This is a genomic window from Pseudarthrobacter xylosi, assembly GCF_055412765.1.
Genome location: NZ_JBVAYT010000005.1, coordinates 121,263 through 135,920, shown reverse-complemented (window position 1 = coordinate 135,920; position 14,658 = coordinate 121,263). Strand labels below are relative to the sequence as shown.

10 protein-coding genes are annotated in these 14,658 nt (G+C 67.9%); 3 read left to right on the top strand and 7 right to left on the bottom strand.

Translation table 11 applies throughout. The features are described 5' to 3' along the window. The first annotated feature begins 203 nt into the window (after positions 1-203). Positions 204-1,565, top strand: coding sequence for a C40 family peptidase (locus tag ACZY1F_RS12665; RefSeq protein ID WP_463942020.1), 1,362 nt, complete (start codon positions 204-206; stop codon positions 1,563-1,565). 90 nt (positions 1,566-1,655) lie between these two features. On the opposite strand, the gene ACZY1F_RS12660 is transcribed toward ACZY1F_RS12665, so the two are convergent. The 5 genes from ACZY1F_RS12660 to ACZY1F_RS12640 all read right to left on the bottom strand — a co-directional run bounded on the left by ACZY1F_RS12660 (position 1,656) and on the right by ACZY1F_RS12640 (position 8,827). Then, a complete protein-coding gene (locus ACZY1F_RS12660; RefSeq protein ID WP_463918665.1) occupies positions 1,656-2,462 on the bottom strand; it encodes an ABC transporter permease in 807 nt (268 codons plus the stop codon). A gap of 112 nt (positions 2,463-2,574) precedes the next feature. Then, positions 2,575-3,519, bottom strand: a complete 945-nt coding sequence (locus tag ACZY1F_RS12655) for an ABC transporter ATP-binding protein (RefSeq protein ID WP_463942246.1) — start codon at positions 3,517-3,519, stop codon at positions 2,575-2,577. Between the two features lie 68 nt (positions 3,520-3,587). Continuing rightward, positions 3,588-4,943 carry a LolA family protein gene (locus ACZY1F_RS12650; RefSeq protein ID WP_463942019.1) on the bottom strand — a complete coding sequence of 452 codons (1,356 nt, stop codon included), beginning with the start codon at positions 4,941-4,943 and terminating at the stop codon, positions 3,588-3,590. Between the two features lie 97 nt (positions 4,944-5,040). Next, positions 5,041-7,752, bottom strand: coding sequence for a PEP/pyruvate-binding domain-containing protein (locus ACZY1F_RS12645; RefSeq protein WP_463942018.1), 2,712 nt, complete (start codon positions 7,750-7,752; stop codon positions 5,041-5,043). Between the two features lie 37 nt (positions 7,753-7,789). After that, positions 7,790-8,827 carry a universal stress protein gene (locus ACZY1F_RS12640; protein WP_463942017.1) on the bottom strand — a complete coding sequence of 346 codons (1,038 nt, stop codon included), beginning with the start codon at positions 8,825-8,827 and terminating at the stop codon, positions 7,790-7,792. A 419-nt stretch (positions 8,828-9,246) separates the two neighbouring features. Between ACZY1F_RS12640 and ACZY1F_RS12635 the strand changes: the two genes are divergently transcribed. Continuing rightward, positions 9,247-9,879, top strand: coding sequence for an FAD-binding protein (locus ACZY1F_RS12635; RefSeq protein ID WP_463942245.1), 633 nt, complete (start codon positions 9,247-9,249; stop codon positions 9,877-9,879). Here the strand turns inward: ACZY1F_RS12635 and ACZY1F_RS12630 are convergent. Then, complete coding sequence (locus tag ACZY1F_RS12630; RefSeq protein WP_463942016.1) at positions 9,876-10,526, bottom strand: copper resistance CopC family protein; 651 nt, start codon at positions 10,524-10,526, stop codon at positions 9,876-9,878. The genes ACZY1F_RS12635 and ACZY1F_RS12630 overlap by 4 nt on opposite strands. A 138-nt stretch (positions 10,527-10,664) precedes the next feature. After that, the gene (locus tag ACZY1F_RS12625) at positions 10,665-13,058 is read right to left on the bottom strand and encodes an ATP-binding cassette domain-containing protein (protein WP_463942015.1); all 2,394 of its coding nucleotides are present in this window, start codon (positions 13,056-13,058) and stop codon (positions 10,665-10,667) included. A gap of 107 nt (positions 13,059-13,165) precedes the next feature. Here ACZY1F_RS12625 and ACZY1F_RS12620 point away from each other — a divergent pair, with 107 nt between their 5' ends. After that, positions 13,166-14,608: an NCS2 family permease gene (locus ACZY1F_RS12620; protein WP_463942014.1), complete on the top strand. Its 1,443-nt coding sequence runs from the start codon at positions 13,166-13,168 to the stop codon at positions 14,606-14,608. Positions 14,609-14,658: the final 50 nt, after the last annotated feature.

Below are 14,658 nucleotides of genomic sequence, written 5' to 3'. Positions count from 1 at the left end.
CCCTGCGGATGGGATCGATTCGCGACACGCCGGATCCATATGTGCCGGAATCGTTCGCTTGTTGTTTATGTTATTGATGTGACCAGTGTTGCCAAAGTGCACACGCTCACGTAGCCTCGGACTGCTGGGAGATCAGCAGAGGGGCTCCTTGTGCCGTCACCAGACCTCGCTCCCCCAGCCTTACTGCGTGCGAGGTTCTGCGAATGGGTTTAACCGGATCCGGCCTGAAGGCCGCCGTGCTGTGCACCGCCGTCGTACTTTTCGGCACCATGACCCTCCCGGCCCAGGCAGCGCCGCCGCAGGCTCCGAGTCTCCAGCGCCCGGCGTCGCCGGAGCTTCCCACCCCGGAGGACATCGCCACAGCCAAGGCGAGTGAACGCGCGACGGCGGATCAGGTCACCATCATCGAACGCCTCCTGGCGGACGCAAAGAGCGCCCAGCAAGCCACGTTTGCCTTGTCGCTGCAGGCCAATAACGCCTACGGCGAAGCCCTGGTTGAACTGCAGGAACGCCGGACGGCGGCGCAAGTGGCAACGGCCAAAGCCACCGTCGCGACGCAGGAGCAGGACAGGACCCGGAAGCAGGTGGGCCAGCTCGCCGGCGACCTATACCGCAACGGCGGGCTGAACCCTACGTTGGGCACGTTCGTCAGCGGCAACGCCGAAGCCTTGCATCAGGCCGCGACGCTGGAAGCCATCTCGGCCAGCCGGAGCCGCGCCTTCGAATCAGCAGCCTCGGCCGCGTCCGCAGCGCAGTCTCTGACGGCCGCCGCCGACGACGCCAACCGGGCCGCCGACGACGCCGCCCAGAAGGCCGAAGCCCGCAAGGAAGAGGCCGAACAGGCCAACGCCACCCAGACGAAAGCCGTTGCCGAAGCCGCGGCGCAGCGGACAATCCTCGTGGATCAACTGGCCCAGCTCCGGAACACCACAGTGGCCCTCGAGTCAGCTCGCATTGACGCTTTGGACAGGCAGCGCGAGGAAGCCAGGCTCGCCGAGCTGACTGCGGCTGCTGATCGGGCCGCGGCGCAGGCAGCAGACCGGCCTGCCGCCGGACCGGCCGCCGGCGGGAACCTGCCGGCCGCACCGGCCCCTGCTCCAGCACCCGCGCCAGCTCCGGCACCAGCCCCTGCACCGGCTCCCGCGCCTGCTCCTGCGCCTGCGCCCGCTCCAACACCGGCTCCATCGCCGGGTGGCTCCAACGAGACGGCTGTCTCCGTGGCGATGTCCAAGGTGGGGTCGCCGTATTTCTACCAATACGGCGGCACCGGCCCCAACGGTTTCGACTGCTCCGGCCTCGTGCAAACGGCCTTCGCCGCCGCGGGCAAGTACCTGCCTCGCACCGCCGCCCAGCAGTATGCGGCTGCCCCCGTTCATGTGCCGATCTCGCAGGCCCGGCGCGGCGATCTGCTGGTCTGGGGATCAGCGCCGGGCTTCTACCACGTGGCCATCTACCTGGGGAACGGCCAGGTGGTGCAGGCGCTGAATCCGGACGAGGGCATCGGCGTGACCCAGTTGAGCTGGATGGCCGGGATGCAGCTCCACCCCTACGCAGCCCGCTACTGACGCTGACAGGGCTCCGGCCCGGGATTCCAGGCACCGCGATCTGGCTTCAACAAGGAAAGCGCAGGGTATCCAGGCGGAGGACCCTCAACCTCAGGACAGAACGTCCTTGGTGACGAACCGGCCGTAGGCGAGCGCCCCGAACACGGCCACATAGCCCGCCTGCAGCAGCGCATTGCTGGCAAAGGAGTCCCACAGCACCGGCTGGCGCAGGACGTCAGCGAAGCCGAACCAATAGTGCGTAAACAGCCATGGGTGCAGCCATTCCAACTGGGGCAACTGGTCCAACACTTGGGAGACCACCGAGAGCACCACAGTGGCGGCCATCGCGCCCACCGGGACTACCGTCAGGGTAGACAGGAACAACCCGATCGCCGAGAGCCCGGCCAGGGACACCGCAAGGTACGCAGCGATGAGGACCAGCCGCAGCGCGGCCTCAGGCGGCTGGACCACGTCGCCGGACAGGAGCGTTACCGGCCCGACGGGGAACAGCGAAGCCCCGATCGCCGCACCGGCAAGGGCCACCGTGACGGGCGCGGCAATGCAGAACGCCAGCGCTCCGGCGTACTTCACCAGCAGCAGGCGCACCCTCCCGGCGGGCGCCAACAGCAGGTAGCGCAGGGTGCCCAGGCTGGCCTCGCCGGCGATGGTATCGCCCGCCACCACACCAATGGTCAGGGGTAGGAACAGCGGCACGGAAACCAGCATCGCCGTGACCGCCACAAAGAGCCCGTTCTGGCTGATCCGGTCCAGGAACGCCGGTCCCCTCCCGGCCGGAACGGATGACGAGAGCCGGACAGCGACGGCGATCAGCACCGGTATCGCGGCCAAGGCCACCAGCATGGCCGCGGTCCGGCGGCGCCGGAATAACGTCTTCAGCTCAGACGCAAGCAGGGACAGGCTCGACGGCGTACTTGGAGTGCTGCCGACCTCAGACCCACTGCCGGCGCGCGAAGCCCTGGTGGCGTCGGAATCGCTACGGGCTGCCGGAACACTGCCGGCTGTAGAAGCACTATTGGGCAATGTCGAACCCCTCCCCCGTGAGCGCAACAAATCGCTCCTCGAGGCTCTCCCGCTCCACGGTAAAGCCACGGATCCGCACCCCGGCTGCCACCAGCTCCGCCACAATGTCCTCCGGGGCCTCAAGGCGGGACGCGGCCGCGACCGCGGTCAGCACGTCGCCGTCCGGTTCAGATGTTTCCGTTCCCGGGGACATGCCCAACCGCAGCAGGACCTCGCTGGCCGGCCCGGCGTCGGGCGTTAACAGGCGGATCCGCGTCTCGCCAGCCCGGCGGAGCTCCGCCAGCGGCCCCTGCGCCACCAGCCGTCCGGCGCTCATGATGGCAGCGTGCGTGCAGATCTGTTCCACCTCGGCGAGGAGGTGGCTGGACACAAAGACGGTGGCGCCGTCGGCGGCCAGCGACCGGACCAGGCTCCGCACTTCCCGGGTTCCCTGCGGGTCCAGCCCGTTGGTGGGCTCATCAAGCACCAGCAGCTCCCGCGGCGACAGCAGGGCATTGGCGATCCCCAGCCGCTGCTTCATGCCCAGGGAGTAGGCGTGGACCCGCTTGCCGGCGGCGTGTGAAAGACCCACCCGCTCAAGCGCGGCAGCAACGCGGGCGGTTCGGGTAGCGGGTGCCGCATGCCGGCTGGCGGCGTCCAGGCGGTGCAGGTTGGCGGTGCCGGAAAGGAACGGATAAAACGCCGGCCCCTCCACCAGGGCACCGACGCGCGGCAGGACCTCGTGCAGGCGCTGCGGCATCGGCAGTCCCAGGACACTCACGGTTCCGGCCGACGCCGCGGCAAGGCCCAGCAGCATCCGGATGGTGGTGGTTTTGCCGGAACCGTTGGGGCCCAGGAAACCGAACACGGCACCGTGCGGCACAGCGAGGTCCACGTTGTTGACCGCCACCTGGTGGCCGAAGCGCTTGGTCAGGCCTTGGGTTTCGATGGTCAGCCCGGCCGTCCCGCTCCCTTCGCTGGTCCGGGCGGCGGCCAGCCCGGCAGCCGTCCCCCCAGCCGCGGTCACGCCGTGCCGGCGGCGGCCTGCAGCCGCTCCGCCGGGACCATCCCCACAAAGATCCTGCCGTCGTCGGTCAGCAGGACGTTGACCAGCGACGTGGACAGGAGCCGTCCGCCGGCCACGACGACGGCGGCCTGGGACAGGAGCGGATCCTTCAGCAAGGATTCAGTCCAGGCAGCCCCTTGTGCGTCGGGTGCCGCGGGGAAGCCGATCACGGTTTCCCAGCCCTTGCCGGTCACCGTTGGTCGGGGCGTATCGCGGTGCCGCAGGCTGGCGTCGCTGCCGGGAATCTTATCCGTGTCGGGTTGGTCCGCGGCGGGCGGCCCTGACGGGGGTGTGTCCTGAGCCGGCGCGGTGGGCTGAGCCGGCGCGGTGGGCTGGTCCGGCGGGGTGGGCTGGTCCGGGCCCCCGTCAGGGACAACGCCCGGAGTAATCCCGCCAGGAACGGGCGGGAGGGCCGGCATTCCGGGCTGGAGCCGGAGCGGCGGTGCCTGCAGCTCCTTGACCGTGGCGCCTGGCGGGGCAACGAACGTAAACACCGAGCTGTCAGGGGCCGCCAGGGACAGGCTGGTGAAGCCAGCCTCGAAGGCCGGTTCTGCCTGGCCGCGCGCTATCACCGATACCCGCAGCGGCATTCCTGTCTCGCCGTCAACGGCGATGGCAATTTTCTCAACCAGCGTCCCCTGCGTCCTCGGCGCCAGTGTCAGGCTGTAGGCGGCCCGGCCGGCGACTTCCACGTCCGGTCCCACCGTCACCTCGGTGGAACTGTCCACAACGGCGAGGAACTTCCGGGCCAGGTCCTCGGGTGTCGGCATTACCGGTGGGCCGGGCAGGTCGCCAGGCAGTGCGGGAGCGCCGGGCAGTGCGGGAGCGCCGGGCAGCGTGGGAAATTCAGGGACCGGCAGTGGCAGGTCGCTGGCGAACGCGGGCAAGGCCAGGTGGGCGGCGCTGTTGTCCTTGGAGTTGTAGAACCACACATCGCTATCGCGCCGGATGACGTCCCGTTCAGCCAGCCGGTCCATCACTTGGACCCGCATTCTTGTTGGACCATCCATAAAGATCCGGGCGGTGTGCTCGCCGGTCAGGAACTCCAGAATGGAGGCGGCTCCACCAGCCGACACCGGTCCGGAGGTGGGACCGGCAGCCGGAAGTTCGGGGAGGCCGAGCTCGGCGGATTGCTCGATTGTTCCGGAGAATGACCTGGTGTTGTGCTGGCCAAGGAGGGTCATGACCTCAGCCGGAGACTTCTGTGGCAACGGATCGCCGGCACTCGCCGGAATAGATCCCACCAGCACGCCGGCGGCGATCACTGCAGGTACAGCTGCGGCCGGCACCCAGCGCAGCCATGCGCGGTTCATGCCAGCCCCCCGTCATCCTTGGAGCCCATACTTCAGGTTACGCCTGGGGACGCCTGCGCACACGTCTCTTCTGGAAGTCATGCCCGGTGCTCGCCGGCTACGAAGGCACCACGGTTCCGGCGCCACCGTCGACCGTTATTTCCTGGCCGGTAGAGAGCCGGAGCGTGGCGTCCGGGACGCCCACCACCGCCGGGATGCCGTACTCCCGGGCCACCACGGCCCCGTGGGAATTTGGCCCGCCCATCTCCATCACCAGTCCGCCCGCGGTGAGGAACAACGGCGTCCAGCCGGGGTCCGTGGACGGTGCCACCAGGATTTCTCCAGGTTCCAGGTGCGCGCCCACGGGGTCGAGGATCACGCGGGCGGTCGCCGTGACAACACCGGCCGACGCCGGACTCCCGCTCAGTGCCCCCGGCACCGTGGATGCCGCGGCAGCGTCGCCGGACGGTATGGCTTCGGGCTCCGTGCCGTCCGACAGCAGCACCCTGGGTATGTGGCGCCGTTCGAGTTCCGCGGCATAGTCCGCGCGCCGCTGCGCCACCAGATCGCGGAAGTCAGCTGTTCCAGAACTAAGGCCGGCGCTGGCTTCGTCCAGGTCCAGGAAAAAGATGTCATCCGCCTCGGCTACTACCCCGGCCTCGGCCAGTGCCGCACCGGCCAGGGCCAGTTGTTTCCGCACCTCGGCGAGGCCTACAACCAGCTGGTACTTGGGAAGCTCGCGCAACCCGGCAAAAAGCCTAGCCCGCCGAAGCGCTGCCCGGACCACCGCCCCGCGCAGCCGGCCGCGGCTCCGCGCCTCCGCGACGAGACGGCTAACGCAGGCTTCGGCTTCCTCGGCGGCGTTGCTGAACTGGACATCCGGCGGAAGTGCGGAAGCCTCGAGCCGGAGATAGTTGGCCAGGATGCCGAGGATGTGGGTGGGGTCGTCCGACCAGCGCGGCATGCCGACGTCGATCTCGGCCACGGCGCGGTGCCCGTACTGGCCCATGAACCGGGCCACCCCGGACTGCAGCAGCGTGGGCAGGTGGCCAGCGCGGAAATCCTTGGCCAGCTCGGCGGGTTTCCGGTGCGTCAGGGCGGTGCGGGAACCGCCGTCGTTCTTAATCACCTGGGCGAGGCGCCATAGCTCCAGGTCCATTTCGGTGGTGACGTTGTTAGGCAGCCCGCGGAGCACAACCTGCAGGTCATCCCACCGGCCGCCGCCCAGCAGTTTTCCCGCGAGCGCCAGGGCAGCGAACCCGACCGCCGGGAGCGGCATGATGGACGGCACCACCGAGAAGATGCGCGTGCCGAGCAGGTGTTCGGCGTGGTCCAGGCGCTGCAGCGGGGTGAGGCCGGCGGGCGGCTCGACGGAGTCAGCGAACTCGCGCGCCAGCCGGTTGGTCCGGCGGAGGGCCGCGTCCGGGCGGAGGACGGCCCGGAGCAGCGTCTCCGGCACCCCGGCATGCACCGCCGCCGGAACCACGTGCCGCAGCAAGCCCAGCGGCGTCCTGCGCGTCACGGAAAACCGCGGGTCCTCGAACACCTTGCGCAGCACCGTGGCAGAGCGTGCTTCCATCACGTCAAAGACCTTGGGAACAATCCGCCGGCCGGTGGTGCTGCGGGCCACGGCGGTCAGGTCGAAGTAGATGCGCTGGCCCGCCACTGCGTACGGCGACGGACCCTTGCGCGGCTCGGGCACGTCGAATTTCGCCGCGCGGGCCACCGATGAGGCGATAAGGCGGAAGGCTGCCAGGCCCATGGGAGTGATGGGCCGCGTCAGGCCCTGCGCCAGGCTGAAGCAAAGGTAAACGCGCGTGCCCTCCCCGCCGGGACTGCTCCCGACGGTGGCACGCTGCGGGACGGGGAACAGCGTGGTGATGGGCCTCGACTGGGTCAGCCAAAGGCGGCCGTCGCCGGCGATGGCCCATTCGATGTCCTGCGGCGAGCGAAAATGGCCCTCCACCCGGTGGCCCAGGGCTGCCAGTTCGGCGGCCTGCTTGTCCGTCAGGCAGGCCGCAGCCGCGCCATTGCTGATGGCCAGCGTCTGGGTGCCGCCGCCGGGGATCGGCCGGACCGCGATGCGTTTGTCCCCGAGCCGGCGTTCCAGCACCCGCCCGGTGAGCGGGTCAACGACGAAATGGTCCGGGTTCACTGCCCCGGACACCACAGCCTCCCCCAGCCCCGGGCTGGCATCGATCACGGCCTGCTTCCGGCGCCCCGTCAGCGGGTTGGCGGTAAAGAGCACGCCAGCGGCGGTGGCGTCCACCATCCGCTGGACCACCACGGCCAGCGCCACCGTTGCCGGATCGATCCCCCGGCTTGCCCGGTAACTGACGGCCCGGTCCGTCCAGAGTGAGGCCCAGCAATTACGTACCGCTTCCACAACGGCGGCAGCCCCCACCACATTGAGGTAGGTATCCTGCTGGCCGGCGAAGCTCGCCGACGGAAGGTCTTCTGCCGTGGCGGATGACCGGACGGCCACCGGAACGTTGTCGCCCAGGGCTGCGTAGGCCGTGTCGACGGCGGCGGCCACCTCGGTGGGGACAGGGGCGTTTTGGATTATGTCCCGTGCCTGGGATGCCAGCGCAGCCAGGGCGGGGAGGTCGCCGTCGGGCGTTGCTTTCAGCGCCGCGTGGACCTCGGCGAGTGCGCCGTCCGCGGTGGCCTGGCGGTAAGCCTCCGTGGTGAGGCAGAAGCCGCCCGGCACGGGCAGCCCAGCGGCGAGCAGCTCCCCCAGGTTGGCGGCTTTGCCACCCACCAGGGGAACCATTGCTGCGGTGACCGCCTCCAATCCAAGGATGGGAGGCGGGCTGCCGGTGTCAGGCATTTCATGCCTCCTGCCGCGAAGGTGGTGCGAGGTTGGGTCAGGCAGCGCCCGGAAGTGTTCCGAACTGCGCCCGGTCCGCGAGCCGGGGATCGTCGCGGTCCGGAACCACCAGGACCGGACTCTTGGCATGGTGCAGCACGCCCCCGGATGTGGAGCCCAGGAGCATGCCGGTGAACCCGCCGCGGCCCCGGGTGCCCACCACCACGAGCTCCACGCGCCGGCTGGCCTCCACCAGGACGTCCACTGCCGAGCCGTCCAGCAGCTCCGACTCCACGGACAGGTTCGGGTAGTGGCTCTTGAGCCAGGCCATCCCGGCATCCAGTTGGATCCGGATGTCTTCGAAGAGGGCTTTGCGGTCCATGGGGGCCGGAACCCAGGCCAACGAGCCGCTGAACTGCGGCACCGCGCAGATCACGCGCAGGGTTGCCCCGAGCCGTTCGGCCTGGTCGGCAGCCTCCAGCACGGCGATCCGTGCCTGTTCTGACCCGTCCACGCCCACCACTACAACGTTCTCGACCTGTTTGTGCCCTGGCTTGGCCTGCTCGGCCCTGATTCGTTTGTCCTCCGTGGTTTCGCCCAGCCGGTCCGAACACACCAGCGGCACCGTGACGGTGGGGCATTTGGCGTGTGCCGGCAGGGCGCTGCTCACCGAGCCCAGCAGGCGTCCCACAAAGCCGCCACGGCCGCGGGTGCCGAAGACCAGCAGATCAGCCGTCTCGGACATTTCCAGGAGCACACCTGAGGCGTCCCCGTTCTCCACGGAGCCGTCAACCTCGATGTTGTAGCCGGAAACCTTGTCCAGCGCCTGCTTGACGATCGCTTCGGCGCCCTCGCGGATCACGGAATCGTCCACGGTGGCGTAGCCGCCGTCCAGCCCGGACGCCGCAAAGATCGGCACGGAATAGGCGGTGACAATATGCAACGGCCGACGGCGGCGCTCGGCTTCCCGGGCTGCCCACACCAACGCGCACTGGCCGTGGTCGGACCCGTCTACGCCGACAACAATCCCCACCGGAGCCGCCGAATTTCCGGCCCTGTCCTCTTCCGGATCCGGATGCAACTCATGTGCGCCCATGGGGCCGCCTCCTCGCGATACTGCCTTATGTTGCGGCTATTCTGCCAGACGCGGCGCCCTCCGCCCGCACCGGCCGCGAAGTGTGCCCCGACGGGCTGGAGGACCCTGCTTCCGCTTCTCACTATTCTCGGTCCGCGTACACTTAGCAAGCGGCCGCGGGCCGCTGCGTGGCCGGTTATCCACAACCCACGGCAAATGGAGCGGAAAGCGTATTCATCGCGGAGAAGAATGTTTGTGTTTGGGCTATCCATGGCCCTTAATGTTCTGTAGTCTTCGAGGCACTGCCGGTCCGCCGACGCCCGATTCACGGTGCGTCCCGGGCCGGTGCTGCGGCCGGACTTTGGGGGTAACGGAACGCATGCGGGGCGACGCTGCCTGCATCCGGAAGCCTTTGAAGGAGGAAAACTGTAGTGTCAAGCATGCCTGTGAATGGCGGGACCGAACGGACCACCACGGTGATCATCGGCACGGGGCTCTCAGGCCTGGCTGTTGGCGCGGAACTGCGCCGCCGCGGCGTGCACGCCATCGTGGTGGACGGGCTCGACATCCTCGGCGCCGGACAACCGGCCAACACTGCTTCACTGCAGCGCTGCGACGCAGCAGACTCCGATTCCCTCCGGGAACGCAACGAGATCCTCCGCCACCTGCGCAACTACGCCGCCAGCCACCACATGGACGTCCGCAACACCACGCGGGCAGTTCAGCTGACCATGGTGGGCGGCGCGCCGGGCGGAACCAGCACGGGAACGGCCGCAGGAACGGCTGCGGGGTCCCCATCCGGCCAGTGGGAAGTTCATACGCCCAACGGAATACTGCTGGCAGACAACATTGTGCTGACCCGATGCGCGCACAGCCAACTGCGGCGCATGCTCAGCGACTTCGGCATCACGGTTGGCCGCAACCTGGTGGCCGCGATGCGCCAGATCGGCATCTACCTCGTGGGAGTGGGCGAGCTCATCACGCCCTCACCCAAGGAAGTATTGCGTCAGGCGAAGACCGTGGGCCAGGCCATTTCGGCCTCGGTCAACCCGGAAAGCGCCGCCGCGGTCTAGGCCTGCTCGGTTTCGTCGTCGTCGCTGCCTGTGGTGAGGCGGCGCTTCGCGAGGATACCGATTGCCACCAGCAGCCCCACGGCCACTGCCGCGAAGACCACCAGGCTCCAGGGGAACGGCTGGGACGCGTTTTCGGCCGGCGCCGGAGCCGCCACGGTTCCCGGCTGCGCGGTTCCCATTGTGGGAACAGCGGCCGACGGCGATGCTCCGGCCGACGGCGATGCTCCCGCCGCCGATGTTCCCGAGGGCGCCGCTCCCGCCGCAGCGGCGGTCGCCGTGAAGCCGAACGTCCCCTCGATCGGGTGGGAATCCGAGCTGACGACGCGCCAGGCAACCGTGTATACACCTGCCGGTGCCCCGGCCTTGAGCTTCTGCGTGGCCGTGCTGTCCACGATCTCAACCGCGCCGTCGGCCCACTCGGCACCGGCGGAATCCTTGACGGAGAACTGTGCACCGATGCCCAACGGGTTCTTATTGAACGTGACGGACACCTGCTCCGGCGCCGTGGGCACCGTGGCGCCCTGCGCGGGACTGCTGGACTCTGCGGCATCGTGTGCCGAGGCCGGAGCCGCGAATCCCAGGACCGCGGCTACGAAAACGAAGGTCCCGAGCACAACGCTCAGCAACTGGCGGCGGATGGATCGCATAGGTGTACTGCTCCCTTGGGTTGACTGGTGCCTTCCATTCAGCCTAGGCGAACTTCCCTGGGCGGGCTTCCGTAAGGCGAGCTTCCCGGGCTGCGGCAGCGCACCCTGCCCGGGCACCGGCGTTCAGCCGGCGGGCGTTCAGCCGGCGACGTAAGCCGCGAGGTGCTTGCCGGTGAGTGTGGACTTGGCGGCCACGAGCTCCGCGGGAGTCCCCTCGAAAACGACCTTGCCGCCGTCGTGCCCTGCTCCCGGGCCGAGGTCGATGATCCAGTCGGCGTGCGCCATGACCGCCTGGTGGTGCTCGATGACGATGACCGATTTGCCAGACTCGACGAGGCGGTCAAGGAGGCCGAGGAGGTTTTCGACGTCGGCGAGGTGGAGGCCGGTGGTCGGTTCGTCCAGGACGTAGACATCGCCCTTCTCCGCCATCTGCGTGGCCAGCTTGACGCGCTGCCGCTCGCCCCCGGACAACGTGGTGAGCGGCTGGCCGAGGGTCAGGTACCCGAGCCCGACGTCGACGAGCCGGTCCAGGATGGTGTGGGCCGCAGGCGTGCGGGCTTCCCCTTCGCTAAAGAAGACCTCGGCCTCTGTCATGGACATGGCCAGCACCTCCGAGATGTTGCGGCCACCCAGCTTGTATTCCAACACTGACGCCTGGAACCGCCGGCCCTCGCAGTCCTCGCACGTTGACTCGACGGTGGCCATGACGCCCAGCTCCGTGAAGATGACGCCCGCGCCATTGCAGGTGGGGCAGGCACCTTCGGAGTTGGAGCTGAACAGCGCCGGCTTCACGCCGTTGGCTTTAGCGAACGCTTTCCGGATCGGCTCGAGCAGGCCCGTATAAGTGGCAGGGTTGCTGCGGCGTGAGCCCTTAATGGCGGCCTGGTCGACTACCACCACACCGTCACGCCCTGCCACCGAACCATGGATCAGCGAACTCTTGCCCGAACCAGCCACACCTGTCACCACGCAGAGCACGCCGAGCGGGACGTCGACGTCGACGTCCTGGAGGTTGTGGGTGGAGGCGCCACGCACTTCGAGGACGCCGGCCGAGGAACGTACGGATCCCCTGACCTTTGCACGGTCATCGAGGTGGCGGCCCGTGATGGTGTCGCTCCCCCGCAGACCCTCGACGCTGCCCTCGAAGCAGACACTGCCGCCCGCGGTGCCGGCGCCGGGACCGAGGTCAACCACGTGGTCGGCGATGGCGATGGTCTCTGGCTTGTGCTCAACCACCAGCACGGTGTTGCCCTTGTCGCGCAGCTGCAGCAGCAGCTGGTTCATCCGTTCAATGTCGTGAGGGTGCAGGCCGATGGTGGGTTCGTCGAAGACATAGGTGACGTCGGTGAGGGACGAGCCAAGGTGCCGGATCATCTTGGTGCGCTGTGCCTCGCCGCCGGAGAGGGTGCCTGCCGGGCGGTCCAGCGAGAGGTAGCCCAGCCCGATTTCGGCGAAGGAATCCAGCAGGTGCCTCAGGCCCTTGAGGAGCGGCGCAACAGACGGCTCGTCGAACTTGCGCACCCACTCGGCCAGGTCGCTGATCTGCATCTCGCAGAGATCGGCGATGTTCTTGCCATGGATCTTCGAGGACCTGGCCTCGGGGCTGAGCCGGGTGCCCTCGCACTCGGGGCAGGCCTGGAAAGTGATGGCGCGCTCCACGAAGCGCCGCACGTGCGGCTGCATCGCCTCGACGTCCTTGGACAGCATGGACTTCTGGATCTTGGGGATGACGCCCTCGAAGGTGAGGTTGATGCCCTCGACCTTGATTTTGGTGGGCTCGGAGTACAGCATCGTCTCGAGCTGCTTCTTCGTGAACGTGGCAATCGGCTTGTCCATCGGGAGGCCCATGCCCTCGAACAGCCGGCCGTACCAGCCGTCCATGCTGTAGCCGGGGACGGTCAGTGCACCGTCGCCGAGCGACTTGGTGTCGTCGTACAAAGCGGTGAGGTCGAAGTCGGAGACCGAGCCCATCCCCTCGCAACGCGCACACATGCCGCCCAGGTACACAGCGTTCTGCACAACGGCCTTCTCGACCCGGCCGCCGGCCTTCTCGGTGCTCATCACACCGCTGGCCTTACGCGTGGGGACGTTGAAGGAAAACGCAGTGGGCGGCCCGACGTACGGGCTTCCCAGCCGGCTGAAGAGGATCCGGAGCATGGCGTTGGCATCCGTGGCAGTGCCTACCGTGGAGCGGGGGTTCGCGCCCATCCGCTCCTGGTCAACGATGATCGCCGTGGTCAGCCCTTCGAGGTGGTCCACGTCCGGCCGGGAAAGGTTCGGCATAAACCCCTGCACAAAGGAACTGTAGGTCTCGTTGATCATCCGCTGGGACTCGGCGGCGATCGTCGCGAACACCAGTGAGCTCTTGCCCGAGCCGGACACCCCGGTGAACACTGTCAGGCGCCGCTTGGGGATCTCGATGCTGATGTCTTTGAGGTTGTTCTCCCGGGCACCCTGCACACTGATCAGATCGTGGCTGTCGGCGACGTGCGCCGCGGGGAGCTGCTGGTCTGTCGATGTGTCAGTAGTCATGGTGTCTCCAACATTGCTCGGCATTGTGAGGTTCCTGACAGACATTCTAGGCGTGCGCCCCCGCCCTCTAGGATCGAGTAACCCCCAACAACACATCCGGAGGACTAATGCTTAAGCAGGGCTCTGCCTTGGACCGGTACTTCAAGATCTCCGAGCGGGGGTCCAACCTCTCCCGCGAGATCCGCGGCGGCTTTGCCACGTTCTTCGCCATGAGCTACATCGTGGTGCTTAACCCCCTCATCCTGTCCGGCCCGGATTCCAGCGGCAACACCCTTGGTTTTGCCGCGGTGGCCGCTGTGACGGCTTTTGTGGCCGGCATCCTCACCATCCTGATGGGCGCCTGGGGCAGGCACCCCTTCGCGCTGGCCGCGGGCCTGGGCGTAAACGCGTTTGTGGCCGTTACGGTGGCCACGAACCCGGGCCTGACCTGGCCGGACATGATGGGCCTGGTGGTCCTGTCCGGCGTGACCATGCTGATCCTGGTCCTCACCGGCTTCCGGACCGCCGTCTTCAAGGCCGTCCCGGACGGGCTCAAGACCGCCATCGTGGTGGGCATCGGCCTGTTCATCGCACTGATCGGGCTGGTCAACGCCGGCTTTGTCCGCCGGATCCCGGACGCCGCCGGTACCACTGTTCCCGTGGGCCTGGGCTTCGACGGCAAGCTGCTGGGCTGGCCCACGGCTGTCTTTGTTTTCGGCCTGATCCTGACCATCGGCCTGGTGGTCCGCAAGGTCAAAGGCGCCATCCTGATCGGCATCATCGCCTCCACCATCATTTCCGTGATCCTGGAAATGACCCTCCACATCGGCCCCAGCTTTGACGGCACCACCGCAAACCCGCAGGGCTGGTCCCTGGTGGCGCCGTCCTTTACGGAGTGGAGCGCCCCGGACCTGTCGCTGATCGGCAAGGCCAACCCGTTCGGCGCTTTTGAACACCTGGGCTTCGTAGCCGCCACCCTGCTGGCATTCGTGATCCTGCTCAGCATCTTCTTCGACGCCATGGGCACCATGGTGGGCCTTGCCAACGAGGCCGGCACGGTGGACAAGGACGGCAACATCCCGGACGTGGACCGTGTGCTCCAGGTGGACGCGCTCGGCGCGATCGTGGGTGGCGGCGCCTCCGTCTCCTCGAACCAGATCTACGTTGAGGCCGGCGCCGGGATCGGCGAGGGTGCGCGGACCGGCGTTGCGTCCATCGTCACCGGCCTGCTGTTCCTGGTGGCCATGTTCTTCACCCCGCTGATCAACCTCGTGCCGTTTGAGGCGGTGGCCCCTGCCCTGGTGGTGGTGGGCTTCATGATGGTCTCCCAGGTGGGCAAAATCGACTGGCAGGACTGGGGAATCGCCATCCCGGCCTTCCTGACCTTCACCCTGATGCCGTTCACGTACTCCATCGCCAACGGTCTCGGCGCGGGCTTCATCGCGTTTGTCCTGATCCGGACGTTCCAGGGCAGGGCTAAGGACGTCCATCCGCTGATGTGGGCGGTGGCCGGCGCGTTCCTGCTGTTCTTCGCCGTCGGTCCAATCGAGGCCGCGCTGGGCATGCCTTAGCGGCAGTGTCCGGGATTCCGGACAGTCCGACGGCGGCGCTGCTGGTTTTT